The following is a 22,474-nucleotide window of genomic DNA, read 5'->3' on the forward strand; positions in this document are numbered from 1 at the left end:
TGCCACCGCCGCGGCATCAAAAGCTATTCTTGGCTCGAGCGCACGATATGAGACGCCGGCTTTAAACAAACGGCGCAGCCCTTGAAGCTGTTTCTCTTCGTTCTGATGCCCACTTCGGACGCGTCGCGAAATCAAACTCATAGCCCACACAACACAAGACCCATACGTCCTATTTATTCCCCTATTGTTAATATTATATTCTACTCCTCTATATCCCCCGTAAATTAATGAATTAGAGAAGCAGCATCCAATTCAGCTTCTTTTAATTTGTGTTTATATTTTGCTTAGAAACCGCTTTCGCGAACGAGAACGGCCGCGGCGCGACGAAGACCACGGCCCAAAAAGCTTTCAGCCGAACCTTCAAGCACGACAACGCCCCGAAGCGAAAAGTTATGCGCGGCGGCTGATCCAGCGGTAAAAGTCGCTAAATAGCTGGCTTTGACAGGAATTGACTTGGTGCCGGTCCCCGGGATGGTCTGCGGCCGCACAGCAATCGGACCGCCATGGACTGAAGCCAGTTCCAAAATGTCGATACTGGCGGCTCCAGCAGCAGAAATTTCGCTGACGGCAACGGGAACACTTGGCCAATCTGGCTCATCAGGAATGAACCGGCCTATTGTCCCCTGACCGACACGGCGAATTTCCTCTTCAGAAATGTATCCTCGAGCAACAAGGCCGTTGCCGCCTTGGATCAGCGCCACGAATTCCCGGCGCGAAATGGTTCGGTTGGGCTGAACGGCGGAATTGAACTCAGCAATCCTGCCAGAAATCGGAGCGACGAGTATTAAATTCGCCTTCTCTTTGCCCAAACCATCTCGGGTTTCAATCAGAGCTCTCAACTCCTGCTCGAGGACCAAGCTCGTCGTGCGATCCTCAGCATCGCTCATACGCCGCGCGAGACGCAAGCGCACAAGATCAATCTTACGATTTGTCAACTTAAGTTGCTGGTCAATGTCGTAAGATTGCAGTTGAACCAGAGGATCACCAGCTCTGACTCTGTCCCCGGCCCGCACCAGCACACTCTCTACCAAGCCGGCACTCTTGGGATATACACGCGCCAACTGCGAAGTTTCGATAACGGCAGGCACGGAAATTTTGCGCGACCAGGGCACACTCAAAATCAAGATACCAAGAACTGCGCAAAGGATTGTGATCCTTGTTCGCTGCGTAGCGCTGATTGAGGCGCCATCGGCCCACCAGCGCTGTAGCTCACGCAACACCGGACCCAAAACAAAATAGAAAATTTCAACGGCAAACAAGATGATGCCGAGCGCCTTGAAGGCGAAATGATAGACGAGTACCGCAATTCCCGTGAAGATGATCAATCGGTAAAGCCATACGCACCAAGCATAGGCAATTAAAACTACCGCTGTCTTTTCAGGCAAAGCTTCGGGAGCTTGTATACCGAGACCGAAGAGGATTTCGCGAAGTTTCCATCTACCAAACGCAAACGCGCGCGTCTGCAGATTGTCGATACCGATGAAGTCGGAAAAAAGGTAATAGCCGTCGAACCGCATCAGCGGATTGAAGTTGACGGCAATGCTCAATACCCAAGCGACGGTGGCAAGGAAGAAGGCGGTGCTCCGCAAGATGCCATCCGGCAAGAACGACCAGGCAAGCGTTGCAAGGCACGCGATCGACAACTCCACAGCCACGCCTGCCGCACCGATTATCAGCCGACTTCGGCGGTCGCGCAGACGCCAAGCGTCGGTTACGTCAGTGTAGAGGACGGGAAACATCACGAGCAGACAAACGCCCATACTGGGCACACGGCATCCAAAGCGCGCCGCTGTAAAGCCGTGGCCGAGTTCGTGTGCACTCTTTATGAAGGTCAACGCAAGCGCATAGGCAACTGCACCTTGCCAGGAAAAGGAGTACTGGAACGTGTGATAGAACGCGTCCCACTGCCTTGAGACGAGATAAAGCCCGGCGATTCCCGATGAAACAACAATCCAAGCGAATGTACGTGTGTAGAAGCGCTCAACGTATGGGAGCAGGCGCTTCAAAGCCGCCTCGGGCCGCAAAATGGGCAGGCGAACATAAAGGTAGTTGTGCAAAAGCCAGCTAAACCAGCCCAGACGTGAGCGATCGAGCAACTCAGCAAAACGGCGCCATCCACCCGTCGCAGATTCCACCACCATGTGGTTTGCGATGAGGAACTGCACAAATTCCGCGACTTCGTCGACTGTAACGACGTCGCCCAAATCACTTCTGACGACCTCGGCGAGTTCCGAAAAGCTCATTCCGGCCTGCCACCGTGAGAGAAGGTGATAGGCGGTCTGGTCAATCTGAATATAGGTGTGCTGCAAAGCATCAATGAGCGTCCAGGTCGCACCTCCATCGGCGGCCACCGCTCCAGACTCAATGCGCAATTCCTGGCGAAGTTCAGGTAGCCTCGCTTCACGAAGATCGGAACGCTCCACTTGCGTCGGCTGTGGAGAGTGCATGGCTAAAATCCGATCCACTGGCGCAGCGTCGTGATCGGCCGCCGGAAAAGATACAGCCCAAGTGGAGCCTCGTCTCCGGATATCTGGGCGGTGCCACGGACACCCAGCCGCGGATTCGGCTTCCCGGTACCGGGTGTGATATCCGCAAAGACCCGAAACGCAGCGATACCATTATCACCGAGCTGGGCCTTGTAATCGGCGCGACGCACCTTTGCATCCCAAGGACGCAAAGGATCACTGTCGAGGAAGAGGCGCACACTGGCACCGGGCGCAAGAGCGATGGCGTCAGAGACGGCAAGCTCTATGCGGGCCTCAATCGACGAGGCGTCGGCAACCTCCAGTATGCGTTCGCCGACAGCGATAGGTCGACCGATAAGTTCGTGCTTATCGTTGTACATTGCCAAGCCGTCGCGCTCCGCGCGAATCTGTGTCTTCTCGTAAAGGTCTCGAGCAAAATCGCGTTCAGCTAACTTCAAGGCGAGTTCAGCGCGCGCAATGCCAATTTCGCGCATTCCGCGAGGATCCGTGAACGCAATCTGATTGCTCTGCTTTAGCCGCGCTTCGGCCACCTCTACCTCGCGCTGCGCAACCTCGTAACGATTTCGAAGCGCAGTGTCCGCGAGCTTCACCAGAAGATCACCCTTCTTCACCGATTGATTGGGTTCGACAAAAATATCCTCGATGACACCATCCATGGGTGCCGCGACGACGAAAGGGTCCCTAGGCGACATCTCAACCGGCGCAAGAACAGAAATTGGAACCCGCACAAAAAGCAGCAGCGCGAATATTCCGGCGATGGCAACGGTGTGAAAACGATAAGACGTGAAAAAATCACGCAACCTATGTCGCTCTCGTGCCGCCAAAGCACGCAACGCATGCGCATATGTCTGGGCCAAGCGTCGGGCTATGACGACATCCTGCTCCAGCCAAGCGTCTTCGCGGACGAGAATCAAGGCACCGCGCATTTCCGAAGTGCCATGCTGCAATGGCACCCAAACGGCTTCGCGAAAAGGATAGGCATCGCCGGCCGAATCGCCCGTTTCCGGTATTGTGATGCGAATTATTCCGGAGGCGTCAGGGCGTTTAGCGGTCGTCCTTGCAAAGTTCTCGAAAAACGCAATCAGGGGCGCATTTCGATCAACTACGGGGATACTCGAAACTCCCTCAATCTGAAGCCCCCCAGCTGGACCCGGCATGGCAACAAAAATTTGTCGCGCTCTAGTCAACTTTCGGGTTTCGTTGACCATCAAGAGAACGAGGTCTCTCTCGCTGGCTGCGTCCCGTACTTCCTGTTCGACACGGAGCAGAGCAAGCAACGCCGCAAGCTGGCCATCACCAGCGCCGCCGCTAGCGGGTGTCCTCACCTTCGATGCTGGATCAACCCCCGGCTTCGATTGCTTCTCAGCCATCATCCATTCGGACGCTGGAAGTGCGCCGCTCCGCTCATACCGGGCAAGATTTCCGCGTCAGGCCTTTCAAAGGTGGCAAAGACTTTCACCATCTGACTCACTGCGTCGACCGCGGCGCCAATGCGCACAACCTTTGCTTGATAGCTTCGGCCCGTCTCATCGACACTGAAGGTGAAATCGGCACCATCCCGCAACCAATTGAGCCAGCGCGACGGCATTATGATCTCGATCTCCAAACGCGCATCGCTTGTGATCTTCATGAATGACTTGCCTGGTTGCGGCCACTCAAAGCGATTTATGTCCAACTCGGCCACACGGCCTGAGAAGGGCGCTACTAACTCGCATTGCTTGAGGCGCGCTTCGAGCGCATGCGATTCGGCATTCGCCTTGTCGAGACGCGCTCGGGCGATTTCAACATCGTGCTTACCAACTGCACGCAATCTCTCAAGTTCCTCGTTGCTCTCGACCGTCAGGCGCATTTCGTGGGCGACAGCCTCAGCAGACCGCTGCTCGGCGCGGTATCGTTCGCAGTCGAAGGCGAGGAGCAGGTCACCTTTCTTAAACGCCTCACCCTCGCGAAAACCGATTTTGGCCACCTGGGCCGCCAGCTCAGTGGAGAGAGATGCCTCATCGAGAGCGCGAATTACACCGCGGACAGGAACACCGTCATCAGCAAGGCTGTCGGCGCGCGCAGGCATCGGAGCTAAGGGCGCAATCCAGCCCGTCGCGCCGAACATCCCCGCGGCCAAGATTGCACGAAGATGGCCCATGCCCATTACGTGCTCCTGCAGACATCCCAAAATGACCCACCATTCACTCGGCTGAGGCCACGCGCTTCGACCAGCCCGCATTAAGATCTCCGCGCTCGAACCACAGCTGCTGCAGCGATGCCCGGAGATCTCTCACCGGTTCACCTCGATCGATTTCCCAGCCGTACGGATCGAGCCCCATCGACGAAAATAAATTCGCATAAGCATTCTGGAGTTGTGCGTAGGCGATGTCGTACTTTGCCTCAGCAACGAGCGTATTCATCTCTTCGCGGATCAACGTCTGTTTGCTTACGCGGTCCGCAGAAGCCTCGGCTCGAATTTGCGCCAACAGACGTTTTTGAACGTCACAGAATTCGGCAGCAATCGCAAGCTCTTTGCGGGCATGAAAGAAGCGAATGCGCGAAACGTAGACCTGCGTCATCACCGCCATCGAAAGAGCCAGTGCGCGTTGATGCAGCATCTCATCGCCAAGCTCGACCACAGTACGGCGCGCAGGATAGCTGAACACCTTGAGCAGGTTCCAGCTTGCCTTGGCACCCCAATTCACCCAGTCCGCATTAAGCAGGAAGCTGTTGCTGTCGTAGTTTGAACCGGCATAAACCTGCAAACCAGGCAGCAACTCGAGGAGCGCAGCATCCGCTTCGTTGATATTGATGCGCTTTCTATATTCGACCTCGCGCAATTCGGGCCGATTATAGAGAGCAGCCACAACCATGTCCTCGAGGTTTGCCTTTAGCGCCAGGGATTCACGCTTAGAACGATAGCGGGCCAAGGTGAACTCGGTTCCTGGCCGCAGATTCATCAAGGCCGCAAGCTGTGCTTTCGCCGTATTCAGTTCGCGCTGAATTTCTCCGATTTTTTGCTTTATCTCGATCAGTTCGCGCTCATAAGTGAGCGCCGTGATTGGCGACGTCCGGCGCTCATCGTATAGCTGTCGCGTTTCGCGCAATGCAGCTCGCGTCTCCCCCTCAAGGGACACCAAGCGCTCAGAAAGCCGCTCAGCACTTATCGCACGCCAATATGCAGTCCGAACATCCTCGACGACGCGCTGCATGACTTTGCGGCGCGTCTCTTCCTGCACGAGCACCTTGTCGGCAGCTTGCCGGGCGCGCACATAGGAAAGACCAAAGTCCAGGATGTTCCAGCTGAACCCTATGTCGGCGTTCGCAACACCCTTGTCCTGACTTGTCGAGGCACCAAAGTTCTGAGTGTCAGTGGTCAGATTGAAGCTCGATGCGGCATTATAGTTGTTGCGGCTCGCATAGCCGCTATTTGAAACCACCCCCGGCAACATATCGTACCGGGATACATCAAGCTCAGCTACTCGGACCGCCGCTTCTGCTTCCTCGACGCGATGATCCAAATTGTACTTCAACGCGCGAGCCATAGCCTCATAAAGATCGATTGGGCCCGTCACAGGCTCCTGATTCGCCGTAACCTCTGCGCGATTGGCATCCACAGAATGCGCAAGCTCGGCTTCAGTGAGCGGGTCTGGAGAGACCACACAGCCTGCGATGACCAGACAACAGCCCGGCACAATAAGTTTGATGATTCGACGGACCATTGCTGCCAGCTGCTCGGAATCGGGTCGCTCTGCTCAACGCTTCGAACGCAGCACTTGTGGATAACTTTTCGCACACTCACCCGGCGCACCACGGGGCGCGCAACAAGCCACGCACAAGGTTGGGATATTTTGAAAAACCTCATGCGAATCAAACTGTGGGTAACTTCAATTCGCATGTGAGAATGCAACGTACAACGATAAGTTTTTGTGGGACGTTACGTTTAGGAGATAACGTGACCTTTGGAGCACAAGAGGAAATTCTCACGGGCTTAATGGCCCGTCGACCCTTCCACAGATAGATCACAACATCCAGAGGCTCGCGTTGCTGATCCCAGCTGAGCTTCGGCGGCGCGGAAAAGGAGAGCGATGTCACCTCCACCAGCTCCGTAAAGGAGCGCAGGAGAAGAGAGCCGCGCAAAGTCCTACCGCTCGATAAGCTGGAGCGCTGAGCGCACCCCAGCTGGACGTTCTCCAGAGTTGGCTGGCGCAAGTTGCATCGCCATAGCGGCCATGGATATCAGAAGAGCATTCTCGACGAGCGATAAAGTTCCGCGAGGTAATATGGTCTTCATAATCCGTTCCCACAACTGAGCAGCGCTCTATCCGAGTGCCTCTACGTGAGAAGGTTATGCCGCGTAAGCATGCACCACTAATATTAGTTGGCTATGGTCTTTATTGATACCGATCACCGCCGCCCGCCAAAGGTCTCGCGCACGTCCAGGCAAGTCGCGCGAGAGCTCCTAGAAATGCGGGCCCGGCGTCGTCAAGGAAGCGTCAATTGTCGATCTTCTGGGATCAGCCAGACGTCAATAGAAAGTTGCTCTTGAAATCTGGTGCAGCCAGGGCCTCCGCTTCGTCTTTCAAGTTGACGCCCGACGTCCCCCGCCGCCGCGCTTCAGTCATCAAGAATAGAAGCTTATGCGCAGCGCCATCGTACCTCAGGCCGTCCTTGCGAATGTTGGATATGCAGTTGCGCGACTCATCGGTAAGCCCACGGCGCGGCCCGTAGGTGAGATAGATCCCCATGCTGTCGGGCGAACTGAGGCCCGGCCGCTCGCCGATCAGCATGACAACAGTCTTCGCTCCCAGCGCTTCGCCGATTTCATCACCTACGGCAACGCGCGCTCCCTTAACGGCAACAAGCGGTGCGACGCGCCAACCAGCTTCATTGAGAATCGGCAACATCACTTTGAGAAAAGCAACGGCGTTCTCCTCAATTGCAAGCGCTGACAGCCCGTCGCCAATGACAAATGCCACGTCATAGCCATCGGTAGGCCGCGCACGATTTGCGAGCGCGACCTGCGAGGCTTCGTTGAGGCGTCGGCCCTTGTCCGGCCGCTGCAAGTAGTCCGGGCGACCCTTGGCAGCACTTTCCAATTGCAAGACGTCATGCCCGATTTCGGAAAGCGCGGTTTGCAGTGCCGAAAAATCAAGCTCGTGATGGACTGCGTTGCGAGCGCGTGCGTGGGCTAGCTGGAAGTCTAGGTGTGGCGCAGTGGGAAGGCTGGTACCAACCCGGCCAAGCGCGATGCGCGCCTTAGTGTATTGCCTCAGCCCTTTCCAGGGATTTTCCGCCACGACGGTTGGGATGTCTTTGCCCATGGTGATGCCTATTGTCAAAGATTCGGGGGCCTCAGTTCAGGCGCGCCAGCGCAGGCCGAAAGATCATCGGCAAATCGTCGGAGAGACTAACGGGGTCGGTGCCGTTGAAAATTCCAGTCTGCATCAACCACTCCTCGAACTCCGGGGCGGGCCGCCGCCCCAAAACCTTGCGCAAATATAGTGCATCGTGAAACGACGTCGTCTGATAGTTGAGCATTATGTCGTCGGAGCCCGGAATGCCCATTATGAAAGTGATCCCAGCAACGCCCAGGAGCGTCAGCAGAATGTCCATATCATTCTGGTCAGCCTCAGCATGGTTTGTATAGCAGATATCGCAGCCCATGGGCACGCCAAGCAGCTTGCCGCAGAAGTGGTCCTCAAGGCCCGCCCGGATTATCTGTTTGCCGTCGTAGAGGTACTCCGGTCCGATAAAGCCGACGACCGTGTTAACGAGCAGTGGTTGGTACTTGCGCGCAACCGCATAGGCGCGCGCCTCTAGAGTTTGTTGATCGGCACCGTGATGCGCATTCGCCGAAAGGGCGCTGCCTTGGCCCGTTTCAAAGTACATGACGTTATTGCCTACGGTACCACGCTTAAGCGACAAAGCCGCGTCATGGCCTTCCTTTAACATGGCTAAGTCGATGCCGAAGCTCCTGTTGGCTGCTTCGGTCCCAGCAATGGATTGGAATACTAGATCAATTGGCGCTCCGTGATTCACAGCCTCGATTGTCGTGGTGACGTGAGTCAGAACGCATGATTGCGTTGGGATGTCGTAGCGCCGGATGACTTCATCAAGCATGTGCATCAGCGTTTCGACGGCGGAGATGCTATCTGTTGCCGGGTTAATGCCGATTACCGCGTCTCCGTTCCCGTACATCAGGCCATCGACGATGCTGGCGGCAATACCTGATGGATCGTCCGTGGGATGATTTGGCTGCAGGCGAGTCGAGAGCCGGCCTTCCAGGCCAATGGTGTTGCGGAAGCGCGTGACCACACGGCATTTCTCAGCAATTAAGATCAAATCCTGATTGCGGCTGATCTTGGAGACCGAAGCAACCATTTCAGGGGTCAACCCACGCGACAGCTGGCTGAGCGTGTCTGCTGTAGCCCGGTCGGACAACAGCCAATCGCGCAGGCCACCGACGGTTAGGCTCGCAACAGGAGCGAACGCCTTTGCATCATGTTCATCAATGATCAGCCGTGTTACCTCGTCGGTCTCATAGGGGATTATGTGTTCTTCCAGAAAAACCCGCAGCGGCAGGTCGGCAAGCGCCATCTGAGCCGCAATGCGCTCTTCTTCGTCGCCAGCGGCTACCTCGGCGAGATAATCGCCAGACCGCTCCGGACTTGCCTTCGCCATCAGGTCCTTCAGATCTTTGAAGCGGTAGACATGATTTGCGATCGTGTGTGTGTAGCCAGCCATGGTTTTCTCGCGATTACTTTGAACGAACTTTGATCGTCACACGGGCAGAGCCCGTGTGACGATCATGCCTTACTGGGCAAGCTCAGCTTCGATCTGATTGTCGCGCGGCGCAATTGCGCGCTGATGCTTCGTCGTAAGGAAGTAGGCGTAGCCTACAGCAAGGAAGGCAACGAAGATCACCGCCACGATCGGATTGTAGTACGTCATTGCAATGAGGCAAACGACAGCTGCACATAGCGCGAATGCCGGAAAGACCGGATAGAACGGCGCCTTGTACGTCCGAACCATATGGGGGCTGACCTTGCGCAGGCGGAACAGACTCAACATGCTAACAATGTACATGACGATAGCGCCAAATACAGACATGGTGACGATATTTGCAGTGAGTGTCTGCCCGCCAATCTTGATCCATTCATCGCTGAAGATCGCCAAAATGCCAACGATGCCTCCCGCAATGATGGCGCGATGCGGCGTCTTGAACCGCGGGTGCACCTTGGCAAGGAACGGAGGCAGGTAACCTGCACGCGCTTGCGCAAAGATTTGCCGCGAGTAGCCGATAATGATGCCATGAAACGAGGCAATGAGACCGAACAGCCCGAGCCAGACCAGCATGTGCAGCCAGCCGCTGTTGTCGCCGACGATATAGCGCATCGCCTGCGGCAGAGGATCGTTGATGTTGGCAAGTTTCTGCCAATCGCCAGAGCCACCGGCGAAGATCATTACGCCAAGTGCCAGTGCTACAAGCGTAAGAATGCCGGAGATGTAAGCGCGTGGTATTGAGTGCTTTGGGTCTTTGGCTTCTTCTGCCGCCATCGCAACGCCTTCAATCGCAAGAAAGAACCATATGGCGAAGGGTATTGCCGCAAACATTCCGGGGATTGCCGCGCTCGAAAATACGTCTTGCCCAGACCAAGCGCCCTTGAGGAAATTATCCCAGCTGAAGCCCGGCGCTACCACGAACATGAAGACAATGAGTTCGAAGATCGCAAGAATGGTGACAAAGAGCTCAAAGGTCGCCGCGATCGATACGCCGATAATATTGAGACTCATAAAGACAATATAGGCTCCCACAGCGGCAATCTTCGGATCGAGTCCCGGGAACTGCACATTGAGGTAGGCCCCGATGGCGAGCGAGATGGCCGGCGGAGCAAAAACAAATTCTATCAGCGTTGCCATGCCTGCCAGGTATCCACCCGTTTCGCCGAAGGCAGCGTGCCCGTAGGCAAAGGGGCCGCCAGCGTGCGGGATCGATGTGGTGAGTTCCGTGAAACTGAAGATGAAAGTCAGATACATCGCCGCGATAAAAAGTGCAGTGACGACAAAGCCGAGCGTGCCGGCACTGCCCCATCCGTAGCTCCAGCCGAAATACTCGCCAGAGATCACAAGACCTACAGCTATGCCCCAAAGTTGTAGTGTTGTCAGCGACTTACTCAGCTCGTGATGGCTGACCGTGCCGATGTGTTCCTCGGTTTGCATTTCTCAGCACCTCTCCCAATAGATGAATCCAGATAAAGCCGATCAGACGCGCGCCGATGGCTGTAGTTTTTCTTTTCTCCGACGGAACGCCGGCCTGAGCTTTACCTTTGATATCCTTCTCGGCTCCGGGCTATCCGGTTTCGGCAACAGTTCGAGACCGGAAATCTTTTTGCGGACCATAGTGCGCGCAGCTGCCTTCAATGGGGGCCTTTGGCCTGCGCTGGTTTGCAGAGCGCTTCAATGCCCTGTAATAATGCAGCGTCACCGGTTTATTGGCGCTGTTTTATCATGCCGAAGCTTGCCGTACCTTTCGCTAGTCCGGCTGTAATGGCTCCTGATGTGGGCTATGTCGCCTCGGCCGCTTTCATGCCAAAGCCCAGGCTGCCACTCGTGCAAACCATCGCCACTGTCGACGTCGATGAGCAGGCTGCTCTTTTGAGCGGCTGGAACCAAACGTACAATCAGCTGTCCGCTGGCAGGTTCTCGGGACATCTTACCAATGCCAGCGTCGACGGTTTTTTGATCTTCCGCGAGGTCACCGCAAATTCCTTGCATCAGATCGGCGTATTGCCGGAAGACCTGTTTGCCATTGGTGTGCCCCTGTATTTGCAGGGCGCCGCAACATTCTGCGGGCAGTCTTGTAACGGCTCGCAACTGCACATCTTCTCAGGCAAGGATGGTTTCGAATTTCATTCGCCCAGCGGACTCGATATCGTCGGCATCGTTTTCGCTAAAGAGATGCTGTTGAGAAGTTTTTCCGAGGGCGAACGCGAGCGGCTTGAGCCAAATTTGAGCCGGGCGCATCTCCACGACAGTTCAACTTCGTGCGTACTTCGGCTGCGAACCGTCGTTGCCGCCGCACTTGCTGCCTTGCACCAAACACCGGACATCTTCGCCTCACCTGACCTTCTTGTGGCTTTTAAAAAGGAGCTCGCTGACATTATTGCCGACGTTCTCACCGATGACCTGCCGAATGAAGCGGTCTTCCTGTCATCAGAACGTCGCCTGCAGATTGTCCGCGACGTACGCGTCACGCTACGGGACAATGAGGTGCCTGTAACAGTCGAAGACTTGTGTCGCATCCTCAGGATCAGCCGGCGCACGCTGCAATATTGCTTTCAGGAGGCGATCGGCATGAAACCTGTGCAGTACATGCGCGCGATACGCCTCAATGGTGCGAGGCGAGAATTGAAGCACGGCCTTTCAGTCACTGATGCAGCGACGAAGTGGGGCTTTTGGCATTTCGGTCGCTTTGCGCAAGATTATAAGGCACTTTTCGGGGAGAGCCCGTCGGCGACCAAGCAGCAACATCAATTCGGCTAAGGTGGTCGCAAGCAGTCCGTCGGTGTGCGTTACCTGTCAACGCCTCATCCAACCGGTCGTGCACTTCGTTTGCCGAATACTCTCCCCCGATGACGCTTCTAGTGCTGGTCCATCATCGAAATCGCAGCGCACAACGCTGAGCTCAGTACGTTCTCGGCAGCCTCACCCGCGGGCAATGCTTGAGCAATGGAAACCGCTCCGATCAAGATGCTCAATTTAACAACTAAGCAATGATGTCGAAGATCGATGCCGGAGAGCGTCCGTCGTTATTTTTGTTTGACCGGAGGGATAACCCAAGACCCGTCAATGATCGTCGGATCACTTTCGTCAGGCCAGTATAAGCGCAACATCAAGGTGAACTTGTCTTTCGGGGCGGGGAGCCAGTTGGCTTCCTTGTCGGCACCGGGGCTCTCATTTTGGATATAAATTACGAGCGCACCGTCTGATTCCAACTTCGGATTCGTCCGCATACTCATGGAGTAGCGGTTGATTGGATTGGCGACGAAGAACATGTTTTGGTCGTACATCGTGAGCGACCAGAAGCCTTTTACCGGCGGCAGCTGCCCTTTCTCAAATCGCATCGTATAGGTCTTGGAACCATCGTAATGGGACAAAAGTGAGGGCTTGAGTGATGTGGGATAGACAGCATCTTGGGGGCGGTTGGCGCCAAGACCGATGTATGTCACCAGCGCGCGCTGAATGTAGTTGGTGCCGTAGACACCAGCCTTTGTTGTGTAGGTCCAGCCATTGACGCGAGACATGTCGCCGTCTCTTGTCATGAAATGAAGCTGAATGCGGTGTTGGCTCAACTTCGGCAGATCAGCTTCCCAACGTCGATCCACGAATTTCGGATCGAAGTCCTGCCCCGGCACAAGTCCAATGCTCTTGAACCTCTCCAAAGCCGGAGCATCCGCGGCAGCTGGCGGATTTCGCTTGAGCAGTTCCGCCAGCAGCGTGAAGTACTCAACCGTCGTCAGATTGTTCACCTGCTCGCGGACCGGCGTCTTCATATCTATCGACGGATCGACTTTGCCGGCGGGGGGGACATAGTCAGTGCCGTAGGTGCTCAAAGGCTGAAGCTTGAATTGATCCTGCAGGGCATGCACGGCAGCGTAATCTTCAGGCGTGCCGGTGCAGTAGATGCGCCCGAGCATCCAGACGATGCTTGTCGGCGCCTTCAGTTGGGACATCCCTGATGGCACTGTCCCCGACCAATCCGGTCCGGTGATTAGAAATGTCTGCGCCTGCGTTCCCGTCGTCCGGCTGCCGGGCACTTGGAATACATCTGTCCAGCCGCTCAAGAATGGTAGAAGGAAGTATCTTCCCTTCATATCAGGGATGCTCAACACCCACGGCTCGTTGCTGACATCCAAAAAGGACGTCGTATAGAGCGTGTCCGCATTTGGTGCGGTGACATCCCGGAACGTTGCATCCGGATATTGCCGGAGCTTGATGAGATTGCCTTCTGGGGCTCGTGTTCCTTCAGGCTTGGCAACGTTTGTGATAACGCGCCGCGTCATCTCCATCGTTACGAGCGGATAGCCATAAACGTATGCGTCGGAAGCGACTAAGAAATCCTCGCCTTCGTGCATGAGATCAACGATAGGGCCATCCCATGCCCAAGCACTTGAGGCTGACGTCGTGGTCAAAAGAGAAAGAGTACAAATTGCTTCGCGGCGGGTGAAGTCCATGGCACCAGAGCCTTCTGACAGTTGGCACGGCCTATCTGCGTCCTAGCGGCAGCTAAGAGCGTTGCTTAATTGTCCGCTAGAATGGCGGTCGAGCGTGCTTGCGCGTTAATTTGGAGGATTTATAGCCGAACTCAATAAATCCGTATAGGCAAGTTTCGCTTTCCGCGACCGCAGCTTACAAAAAATATTCTTTGGCGATTTCCGTCGACCTGGATCGACGCTAAAATTCAGCATTCAGCGCTTTGCACCTCGGCGACGCATAACATCTCGTTTACGCTGCCTAATAAATAGCTTGGCTGCAAGAGCCACCGCATGCCGTCGAATTTGCGATGCCGCGTAAACGGGTGAACAGGGCCAAAGCTGGAAGATGCTAGTACTTGTCCAATGAGCCCCAAGAGACAAACGTCCATCAAAGGGAGAAACTTGAGCAGCATAGCAATCATGAATGCGCTGCCTGTCTTGACCTGCTCCAGGGTTTTCGGGCCAGGGATTACTTGAGAGACTGCCCTCCGAATCGGAGGCAGAGATGCGCAAGAGCAGATTTTCAGACGAGCAGATCGTGGCGATCCTTCGGGAAGCCGACGCGAACCCTGTGGGCACGGTTGCCAAGAAGCACGGGGTTTCCGAGCAGGCGATCTACACATGGCGCAAGCGCTTCGGCGCGATGCAGTCGGACGACGTCAAGCGCCTGAGGCAGCTCGAAGCCGAGAACGCGCGGCTCAAAAAGCTCGTTGCCGAGCGCGATCGCCTTTGTCGACGGGCTAGGGGGTGAAGTTGAGAAAAAGGGTAGGGCACGGCCGCCACCGCGCAAAGTCGCGGCATAATTTATCTTGACCACGGGGCCCAGCGCCCCAAGTCTCGGGGGGCATGTTGGAGGGTCCCCCGATGACGCAGATAATGTTCGATTTCCCGCTATCTAGCGCAGAGCTTGTAGTTATTCGAGCGGCGCTCATTGTCTACAGGCAGCATTGCGAGATGTCCGATCAGGGTGCGACGCCGTTTGCGTCCCATGCCTTGGCGGCTGCGAACCTTCTTGAACGCATCGACGAAGAGACCATCGCGGATTTGTCGCCCCAGGAAACGGCGGACCTTATCCGACAACTTAAGAGCGACTTTCGCTAGGGACCAAGGAACATGGCTGACAAAGATAAGGGCGCGGAGCAATCCGCGCCTAATTTCGTTTCTACTGCCCCGCCTGCCGCGGCCATGTTCTTGGGCGTTCGCGCTGCAGTGAACCCCAAGAAGGCCGGCGAAGACCGCCCCTTGAAGGCCATTCGCAAGGCTGAGCGCATGCGCGTCAAGGGGGTGTCTCAATCCGACATCCATGCCCAGACCTCCAAGATGCTCGAAGGTACTCCTTATTCGGGCGTAACCTATGGCGCGGATAAAATGCCCAGGTTCGAACTGGAGGACGCAAGCGCCAAGGTGAAGGCGGCGGCCATCCCCAAGGGCGGAAAGGCATTTGCCGCAGACGTGCTCGACCATCCGGAACTCTATAAGGCGGTCCCGGAATTGAAGCACTTGTCCGTGTCGAAGAGCGCCAACAGCGGCTCCCAGATTGCTGGCGATGAAATTAAGCTGAGCCAGAAAGTGTTCTCCGGCTCCATCGTGGGCCGCGAGATCATGCACTCAGCCCTCGGCAAGTCGCATCTGTTGCACGAACTCCAGCACGCGGTTCAGGACATCGAAGGCGTGCCTCACCGTGACGGACGAGTGGACGAAGGAGGGCTTGGCAATCGAGGTCGACGGACGCATTCGCTCCGGCCGCGTAATCGAGGTTCTGTCGCGGCTCGTGTCCGAGCGCGGAGCGCCGCTTTATCTTCGTTCCGACAATGGTCCTGAGTTCGTGTCTCGCGCGCTGCTGAAATGGATCGTCGCGCAGGGCATCGAAACGGCATTGATCGATCCCGGCAAGCCCTGGCAGAATGGCTTGGCGGAGAGCTTCAACGGCAAGTTCCGCGACGAGTGCCTGTCGTTGGAGTGGTTCCGGTCGCGGGCCGAAGCAAAGGCAGTCATCGAGACGTGGCGGCGGCACTATAACGAAGTGCGGCCGCATTCGAGCCTGGGGTACCTGACGCCTGCCGCCTTCGCGGCAAAGATCGGGAACGCAGCGCCCGCCGATGTGACGGAGCGGACCGCTGCGGCTCTACGAGCCTTCGCGCTCCGCCCCGTCACATCGGAAGACAAACCAGAAGCAACGAGGGCTGATCTCTCAAGCTAAGAACGGTCCGAAGAAGTCGAGCAGGTCATAGTGACGTTCAATCTGCGCAACACTCGTTCCCATGTTACGTGCCAGATCGAACTCGGTGAGCTCGCCTCTTAGGAGCTTCAAAGTCGCGTAGGTGTGCCTAAGAGAATAGACGGTCCGCCTTTCGTCTTCAGCATCGCAGAGCAATCCGTCAGGTCTGTCAGCATACGGCACACGACGCAAGAAGGATTGGAAGGTTTTGTTCATGTCCGTTGCGGCGTGATTTGAGCCATTTTGGCCTTGAAAGACGAGTTCCTGTGGACCGGGCTTGCCTGAGATCATGAACCAATCGGCAAGATAAGCACCCGTATCTTCTAGGGGGACCACAACTCTGGCGCCACGTTTGGTGGCGTCCCGGACCTTGATTGCAAAGTGTTTGCCAATGTCTGATAGATCACCCCACCTCAGAATCCTTGCTTCACCCACTCGCAAGCCCGAGCTGGCCATGAACAACACATATGTTCGCAGTTGTTGGCGTTGTCTGCGGTGGTAGGCATTAAGTTGATCATTCCGGTATGGTCCGCGGCCTTCAGCCCAATCATGAAGATTTTGGGTAAGAACTATCCATTCAGCTTCATCAAAGGCGGGTCGACGCGTGTCACCGCGATTCGGCTTTGGAGCTTTGAGCTTAATGGGATACTGCATGAACCTGCGTCTATGGGCATCGGCAAATATCTGATTGAGTGCCGTCTGTTCCATGTGCAGGGTCTTGTTGGCAGGTACGTTTTTCGAGTTTGCTGACGACTTGGATTTTGCGTTACGGCGTTGCGGATTGTTTGCGCGAATACGCTGGCCTTCATTCGACAGCCAGTAGTTGATACGCCATTCCCAGTAACCCTCTGCGAAATCCAATGTGATGTCGTTTAAAGGTTTGGTGCCGAAGTAATCACTCAAATGGCGATCAAAGTACTTTTGATGCCATTTCTGTCTGTCGGGCTTCCATGTGTTTTTGCGAACTTCACGGTCAAACCAATCGTTCCAGTGTTGGGCGAAGGTTCGGTCTTTAATCGGCGCACCATCCGCAACCCGGCGATTGATGCGATCTAGTTCCGCCTTTGCAACGAGCACCGCATTCTCGTAGTTGCGGGTCTTGGAACTCAAAGTTTGATAGCCGGTTCGAAGTTTGATCCGCATCTGCCAAATCGGATGAACTTTCCCCCGAGACATGCGTCGGTAGAGCAAACACGCGCCGTCAAAAAGTTCATGCCTGTCTGCATAAAACGCCAAGGGTGTTCCCCCCTAACTGTGTGAGCGATCTGTGAAGATAGCCAAATTGGAAGGTGGGCCGATACAAGGGGTTGTGAATGATGTGTGAATTAGAAAAGGGGGGTCGACCTTAAGGCCAACCCCCTTGAAAACAAACGGAAAAAATGAATTCCGTCTTAGCGCTTGGAGAACTGGAACGAACGGCGGGCTTTGACGCGGCCGTACTTCTTACGCTCTACGGTGCGGCTGTCGCGCGTCAGGAAGCCCTGCTTCTTGAGGACGCCGCGCAGGTCGGGCTCATAGTAGGTCAGGGCCTTTGAGATGCCGTGACGCACAGCGCCAGCTTGGCCAGACAGCCCGCCACCGGTGACGGTGATGCGGATGTCGTACTGGGTCGAGCGGTTGGCGATCGACAGAGGCTGCTGAAGCATCATCTGCAGCACGGGGCGAGCGAAGTAGACCTTGAAGTCCTTATCGTTGACCGTGATCATGCCCTTGCCGGGCTTGAGCCATACGCGGGCCACAGCGTCTTTACGCTTGCCGGTTGCGTACGCGCGCCCGAGCTTGTCCAGCTTCTGGGTGCGCACCGGCGCTTCATCAGATGCGGACGCGCTGCCCTTGAGGCTCGCGAGGTCGTCCAACGTCCTGGATTCTGTTGCCATTGGATTAGACCCTCACATTCTTACGATTGAGCTTGGCGACGTCGAGCGTCTCGGGGTTCTGCGCCGAATGGGGATGCTCCGCGCCCTTGTAGACGCGCAGGTTGCGCATCAGCTGACGCTGGAGAGGGCCGCGCGCGAGCATGCGCTCGACAGCCTTGCTCACGACGCGCTCAGGATGCTTGCCCTCCAGGATCTGGCGGGGCGTGCGCTCCTTGATGCCGCCGGGATATCCGGTGTGGTGGTAGTACACCTTGTCTTCGTACTTGGCGCCGGTGAAGACGACCTTGTCGGCATTGATGACAATCACGTTGTCACCGCAGTCGACATGCGGGGTGTAAATGGCTTTGTGCTTGCCCTTGAGACGGGTAGCGATGAGAGCTGCGAGGCGGCCGACGACGAGACCTTTGCCGTCAATCAAAATCCACTTCTTCTCCACCGCACCCGGCTTTGCAACGAATGTAGACATGAGTCTTCTGAAGCTCCTGCCGGCTGCCGGATTGGTTGGGTGATGCGCCTTCGCGATTATCGCTTCGGCGAGTGGCGGTGTGCATACGTTGAACTTGGAGTGGCGTCAACAAAAGTCTTTGGTGTCAGAATAATATGATACAAATCAATAGTTTAAGTATTGTGGTAAAATATTACCGGACGCGGTAGCATGGTACCGCCAATTGTCAATCGGATCCAATACGGTTTTGCCGCCGATGCGTAACGGGATCGTGCAAAAAGTCCCAAATCGTGATGATCTATCGCCAACATGCCGGAAGGGGCTGCCGGCGCGGGACACGACATTCTTAATCTAGTCGCAGTTGGCGTGTGATTTCAGCCTCCGGAAAGGCCACGCCGCCAGCCGGCTTTTGCTGGCCTGGCGGACGGGCGAGGAGGACGTTCCATGACCCATTCGATCAAGCTGCTTCGGAGCATAATCGTTGCTGTTTTCGTAGCTTTAGGGCTCGCAAGTGTGGCGCACGCTCAAGAGGTGAAGCAGATCAAGCTCACAGAAGCGCAAGTTAAGAGCTTCATCTCTGCGCAAGCGGATCTGGCGGCCATTGCATCGAAGATCCAGTCGGCGGGAGAAAAGCCCGACCCTGCGCTTCAAGCGGAGCTTGAGGACATTTCCAAGAAGCATGGATTTAAGGATTTCGCCGAGCTGGATGACGTGGCGGCGAACATCTCGATCGTGATGGCGGGGCTCGACAGCCAGACGGGAGACTTTGTCGATCCGGTCGACGCGCTCCAAAAGGAGCTGGAAGACGTCAAGAAGGATGACAGTATTCCCGATAGCGATAAGAAGCAGCTCATTGAAGAGCTGGCCGAGGCCATCAAGACGACGCCGCCGCTCGAACATCGCGAAAACATCGATATCGTGAAAGCCCATCGCGCAGAGATCGAACAAGCCCTGCAATAGCTTGAAGTGGCGCTTAGGCGCGCTTGGCATTTACCGTCAAGGAACCTGGCGCGCCGCAGCGTTACCTGTCGCGGCGCGCTGAGCGTTTCTTGCACGCCTCGTCGTGGTAGAACAGCTATTGTTGGCGACTGTCAGACATTGGCGCAACATCGTGCGGAGAGATCATACGTGACTGTGGTTGAAACGAATGAGCTTCTGGTGACACGGACCGAGCCGGGTATCGCCGTCGTCACCTTGAACCGGGCTAAGGCGCGCAATGCGCTCTCGCTATCGATGCTTCGACAGCTCGACGTTATGTTCAATAAGCTTGGCGCCGACAAGGGCGTTGCTGCGATCGTATTGGCTGCAGATGGTCCGGTTTTCAGCTCTGGGCACGATCTGAAGGAAATGACAGCTCATCGCGGCGATGCAGATGGCGGTCGCGCTTTCTTCGAGACGACGATGCAGACCTGCTCGCAGATGATGCAGGCAATAGTTCACTGCCCGCGGCCGGTCATTGCTGCGGTTTCGGGAATGGCGACCGCCGCGGGCTGTCAGCTTGTGGCCAGTTGCGATCTCGCGGTCGCTGCCGATACAGCGACGTTCATGACGCCTGGCGTCAACATCGGATTGTTCTGCTCCACGCCGATGGTGGCGCTGTCACGCAATGTGCCGCGCAAGAAGGCGATGGAAATGTTGCTTCTGGGCGAAGCGATGAGCGCGCAGGATGCCGTGCAATACGGCCTCGTCAACCGGGCGGTGGCTGCGAGTGAGGTGATGACGCAAGCGATGGCGATGGCCACCACGATCGCATCCAAATCGAAGGCGACTGTGGCTATTGGTAAGACCGCTTTCTATCGCCAGATCGAGGCACCGCTGGGCGATGCATACTCGTATGCCGCGCGTGTGATGGTGGAAAATATGATGGCCGCCGATGCCGAGGAGGGAATTTGCGCATTCATCGAAAAGCGTCCCGCGAATTGGCAGACCGATTGAAGGCTGGTTGAAATGCAACCTCGCATTACGCTCGTTACCCTCGGTGTCGCCGACATTGCCAACGCGCGCGCTTTCTACGAACGTCTGGGCTTCGTCGCCTCGCGAGACAGCAATCCGCACGTTGTGTTCTTTGATGCCGGTGGTGTCGTGCTCGCTCTGTTTGGAAGAGCAGCACTGGCAGAGGACGCTGGCGCGGTTGACAGCGCGCCGGGTTTTTCCGGGGTAACTCTTGCGCACAATGTTGCCAGCCGAGTTGCAGTCGATGATGTTCTGGCTGAGGCTGTGGCGGCCGGCGGACGGCTGAGCAAGCCGGCGCAGGAGACGTTTTGGGGCGGCTACTCGGGCTATTTTGCCGATCCAGATGGGCACATGTGGGAGGTCGCTCACAATCCCTTCTGGCCCATGGATGAAACGGGTCGCGTTCTGCTGCCAGGGTCTGGGACGGCATGAAACACGACGCCTACAGCGACGACTACATTTCGCAGATACTCTCCAGCATTCGTTCGATTGCCGTTGTCGGCGCCAGCGCCAATCCCGTGCGCGCTAGCTTTATCGTGATGCAATATCTGATTGCCAAGGGATACCTCGTCTATCCTGTCAATCCAGGCATCGCAGGGCAAACGGTGCTTGGCCGGAAGGTTTATGCGAGCCTTTCAGAACTCGATGAGGGTGCGGACTGTGTCGACATTTTTCGAAACTCCGAAGCCGCTGGCGGCGTTGTGCGCGAGGCGGTTGCGTTGAAGGATATGCTCGGCCTCAAGGTCATCTGGATGCAGCTTGGTGTTCGCAGCGATGCGGCGGCCGCCGAGGCGGAAGCGGCGGGTTTGCAGGTGGTGATGAACCGCTGCCCAAAGATCGAATATGGTCGCCTGTCGGGCGAAATAGGGTGGTTCGGAATCAACACGGGGGTTGTTTCCAGTCGACTGCCGCGTTTGGCACCCAAGGGCGTGCAGAGCCTTGTGATCAAACCACCTGAGCGTTGAGCTGCTAGCGCGGTTTGTGCCCCGCGATCGACAGCAGAACGAGGAGCGCCACGACCGTGATGGCGGCGGCAGCAAGCGCAACGAACGGGAACGAGACGCCCCATAGGCCGCAGGCGATCAGTGTCGCGTTGGCAGCCGCGATGCGCCAAACCACAGGTAGATGCCGGTTGCCGAGCGCTTCAGTGGCGCGCTGGTAGAAATGCGATTTGTGCGCTTGCCAGACCTTCTCTCCACGGAACAGCCGTTTGAGCAAGGTAAGCGTCGCGTCGGCAAGGAAATAGGAGGGGAGGATGATCGCCGGCGCCCAATGTCCGCGGATTGCTAGATCGATCATCATTGCGCCGGTGAGATAGCCTAACGGTACGCTGCCGATGTCGCCCATGAAGATGGCGGCTTTGCCGCGTTCGCGAAGGTTCCAGATCAGGAAGCCTGCGGTTGCACCGATCAGGGCGGCGCTGAGCGGCGCGAGCGAAACGCCGCCTGGTGATGCCACCCCGACGAGCAGATAGCCGAAGGCAATGGCGATAGTTTCCACACCGGCAATGCCGTTGATGCCGTCCATGAAGTTAAACAAGTTGGTCATCCAGGTGAGCGCAAGGATGGCGACAGCGCGGTCGAGCCACCAGGGTAGAAATCCCTGAAACACCATGGCCTGGTGGGGAAGGGTAAAAACGAGAATGGCAGCCGCGGCCACGTGCACCGGAAAGCGCACGCGCGCAGGCAGCGGGTCAATGTCATCAAGCCAGGAAACGGCCATAACCAGCATTAAGCCGGTCAAAAGCGCGGAAGGAATTTCGCTCAGCGGAAACAGCAAGGCAGTTGCGGCGAGAGCGGAGGCAAGAAGCGGAAGGCCTCCGCCCTTGGGTACTATGCCGGTATGCAGGGTGCGCTCGTTCTCTTGTGCAACTGCACCCCGCGACGCAAGCCAGGGGATTAGGAGCCGGGTGCCGATGGCGGCAGCGACGAAGGCAAGAAGCGCGACGGGCAGCAGATGCAAGAGGGCCTCTTCAAAGGGTCGCCGGCAGGGCAGGAGCGCCGTGTAAGGATATCGCCAGATTCAGCCCCTGTTACCACGATTGAGACGAATGTGACCACTCGCGGCTTGCCGACTGGCTGTGCGTCGCCGGCTCGGATGGCTTCTGCTCGCGCCGCAGCGAAGGCCCGGCTCAGCACGTTAAGCTTTCCGCCGTTTCCGCGCCAAAGTGCCGCCAATGTGATCTGAAGGATTGGTTTTGGTGTATCTTGCCATGGCGCGATTGAGTGCCATCTAACCTTCATCCGTTCCCTTTG

The 22,474-nt window shown here is 56.5% G+C and carries 19 protein-coding genes and 2 pseudogenes; 8 read left to right on the forward strand and 13 right to left on the reverse strand.

Annotation, left to right across the window (positions count from 1 at the left end; all coding sequences use genetic code 11):
- Nucleotides 1–284: 284 nt before the first annotated feature.
- The 8 genes from R3D51_11710 to eat all read right to left on the reverse strand — a co-directional run bounded on the left by R3D51_11710 (nucleotide 285) and on the right by eat (nucleotide 10,691).
- Nucleotides 285–2,447, reverse strand: a complete 2,163-nt coding sequence (locus R3D51_11710) for a biotin/lipoyl-binding protein (protein ID MEZ5900144.1) — start codon at nucleotides 2,445–2,447, stop codon at nucleotides 285–287.
- A 2-nt stretch (nucleotides 2,448–2,449) separates the two neighbouring features.
- Nucleotides 2,450–3,412 (reverse strand): HlyD family efflux transporter periplasmic adaptor subunit, encoded by a 963-nt coding sequence (locus R3D51_11715; protein ID MEZ5900145.1) that lies wholly within the window; start codon nucleotides 3,410–3,412, stop codon nucleotides 2,450–2,452.
- Nucleotides 3,413–3,855: 443 nt separating this feature from the next.
- Nucleotides 3,856–4,626, reverse strand: coding sequence for an efflux RND transporter periplasmic adaptor subunit (locus tag R3D51_11720; GenBank protein ID MEZ5900146.1), 771 nt, complete (start codon nucleotides 4,624–4,626; stop codon nucleotides 3,856–3,858).
- Nucleotides 4,627–4,669: 43 nt separating this feature from the next.
- Nucleotides 4,670–6,190, reverse strand: coding sequence for a TolC family protein (locus R3D51_11725; protein MEZ5900147.1), 1,521 nt, complete (start codon nucleotides 6,188–6,190; stop codon nucleotides 4,670–4,672).
- Nucleotides 6,191–6,612: 422 nt separating this feature from the next.
- A complete protein-coding gene (locus tag R3D51_11730) occupies nucleotides 6,613–6,762 on the reverse strand; it encodes a hypothetical protein (GenBank protein MEZ5900148.1) in 150 nt (49 codons plus the stop codon).
- A 223-nt stretch (nucleotides 6,763–6,985) separates the two neighbouring features.
- Complete coding sequence (eutC, locus tag R3D51_11735; protein MEZ5900149.1) at nucleotides 6,986–7,792, reverse strand: ethanolamine ammonia-lyase subunit EutC; 807 nt, start codon at nucleotides 7,790–7,792, stop codon at nucleotides 6,986–6,988.
- Between the two features lie 31 nt (nucleotides 7,793–7,823).
- Nucleotides 7,824–9,215 (reverse strand): ethanolamine ammonia-lyase subunit EutB, encoded by a 1,392-nt coding sequence (locus R3D51_11740; protein MEZ5900150.1) that lies wholly within the window; start codon nucleotides 9,213–9,215, stop codon nucleotides 7,824–7,826.
- 69 nt (nucleotides 9,216–9,284) lie between these two features.
- Nucleotides 9,285–10,691, reverse strand: coding sequence for an ethanolamine permease (gene eat, locus R3D51_11745; GenBank protein MEZ5900151.1), 1,407 nt, complete (start codon nucleotides 10,689–10,691; stop codon nucleotides 9,285–9,287).
- Between the two features lie 567 nt (nucleotides 10,692–11,258).
- Between eat and R3D51_11750 the strand changes: the two genes are divergently transcribed.
- Entirely contained in the window at nucleotides 11,259–12,014 is a 756-nt protein-coding gene (locus R3D51_11750) for a helix-turn-helix domain-containing protein (GenBank protein MEZ5900152.1), read from the forward strand.
- Nucleotides 12,015–12,280: 266 nt separating this feature from the next.
- On the opposite strand, the gene R3D51_11755 is transcribed toward R3D51_11750, so the two are convergent.
- The gene (locus tag R3D51_11755) at nucleotides 12,281–13,705 is read right to left on the reverse strand and encodes a DUF1254 domain-containing protein (GenBank protein ID MEZ5900153.1); all 1,425 of its coding nucleotides are present in this window, start codon (nucleotides 13,703–13,705) and stop codon (nucleotides 12,281–12,283) included.
- Nucleotides 13,706–14,231: 526 nt separating this feature from the next.
- Here R3D51_11755 and R3D51_11760 point away from each other — a divergent pair.
- From R3D51_11760 to R3D51_11770, 3 genes and pseudogenes are all read left to right on the forward strand, one after another.
- A pseudogene (locus tag R3D51_11760) lies at nucleotides 14,232–14,450 on the forward strand (transposase).
- A gap of 140 nt (nucleotides 14,451–14,590) precedes the next feature.
- Nucleotides 14,591–14,827, forward strand: a complete 237-nt coding sequence (locus R3D51_11765) for a hypothetical protein (GenBank protein MEZ5900154.1) — start codon at nucleotides 14,591–14,593, stop codon at nucleotides 14,825–14,827.
- Nucleotides 14,828–15,398: 571 nt separating this feature from the next.
- Nucleotides 15,399–15,926 (forward strand): annotated as a pseudogene (locus R3D51_11770) (integrase core domain-containing protein).
- On the opposite strand, the gene R3D51_11775 reads toward R3D51_11770, so the two are convergent.
- The 3 genes from R3D51_11775 to rplM all read right to left on the reverse strand — a co-directional run bounded on the left by R3D51_11775 (nucleotide 15,918) and on the right by rplM (nucleotide 18,287).
- Nucleotides 15,918–17,180 carry a tyrosine-type recombinase/integrase gene (locus tag R3D51_11775; protein MEZ5900155.1) on the reverse strand — a complete coding sequence of 421 codons (1,263 nt, stop codon included), beginning with the start codon at nucleotides 17,178–17,180 and terminating at the stop codon, nucleotides 15,918–15,920. The pseudogene R3D51_11770 and the gene R3D51_11775 overlap by 9 nt on opposite strands.
- Before the next feature lie 155 nt (nucleotides 17,181–17,335).
- Nucleotides 17,336–17,821: a 30S ribosomal protein S9 gene (gene rpsI / locus R3D51_11780; protein MEZ5900156.1), complete on the reverse strand. Its 486-nt coding sequence runs from the start codon at nucleotides 17,819–17,821 to the stop codon at nucleotides 17,336–17,338.
- A 4-nt stretch (nucleotides 17,822–17,825) separates the two neighbouring features.
- The gene (gene rplM / locus R3D51_11785) at nucleotides 17,826–18,287 is read right to left on the reverse strand and encodes a 50S ribosomal protein L13 (protein MEZ5900157.1); all 462 of its coding nucleotides are present in this window, start codon (nucleotides 18,285–18,287) and stop codon (nucleotides 17,826–17,828) included.
- A gap of 423 nt (nucleotides 18,288–18,710) precedes the next feature.
- Between rplM and R3D51_11790 the strand changes: the two genes are divergently transcribed.
- The 4 genes from R3D51_11790 to R3D51_11805 all read left to right on the forward strand — a co-directional run bounded on the left by R3D51_11790 (nucleotide 18,711) and on the right by R3D51_11805 (nucleotide 21,184).
- Nucleotides 18,711–19,226: a hypothetical protein gene (locus R3D51_11790; protein ID MEZ5900158.1), complete on the forward strand. Its 516-nt coding sequence runs from the start codon at nucleotides 18,711–18,713 to the stop codon at nucleotides 19,224–19,226.
- A 168-nt stretch (nucleotides 19,227–19,394) separates the two neighbouring features.
- Entirely contained in the window at nucleotides 19,395–20,201 is an 807-nt protein-coding gene (locus tag R3D51_11795; protein ID MEZ5900159.1) for an enoyl-CoA hydratase, read from the forward strand.
- A 12-nt stretch (nucleotides 20,202–20,213) separates the two neighbouring features.
- Nucleotides 20,214–20,651 carry a VOC family protein gene (locus R3D51_11800; protein MEZ5900160.1) on the forward strand — a complete coding sequence of 146 codons (438 nt, stop codon included), beginning with the start codon at nucleotides 20,214–20,216 and terminating at the stop codon, nucleotides 20,649–20,651.
- Entirely contained in the window at nucleotides 20,648–21,184 is a 537-nt protein-coding gene (locus tag R3D51_11805; GenBank protein MEZ5900161.1) for a CoA-binding protein, read from the forward strand. The genes R3D51_11800 and R3D51_11805 overlap by 4 nt, the downstream gene beginning before the upstream one ends.
- 4 nt (nucleotides 21,185–21,188) lie before the next feature.
- Here R3D51_11805 and R3D51_11810 read toward each other — a convergent pair whose 3' ends face one another.
- Nucleotides 21,189–22,181 (reverse strand): glycosyltransferase family 4 protein, encoded by a 993-nt coding sequence (locus tag R3D51_11810; GenBank protein ID MEZ5900162.1) that lies wholly within the window; start codon nucleotides 22,179–22,181, stop codon nucleotides 21,189–21,191.
- Nucleotides 22,182–22,474: the final 293 nt, after the last annotated feature.

This window comes from Hyphomicrobiaceae bacterium, assembly GCA_041397645.1.
Taxonomy (GTDB): domain Bacteria; phylum Pseudomonadota; class Alphaproteobacteria; order Rhizobiales; family Hyphomicrobiaceae; genus Hyphomicrobium_B.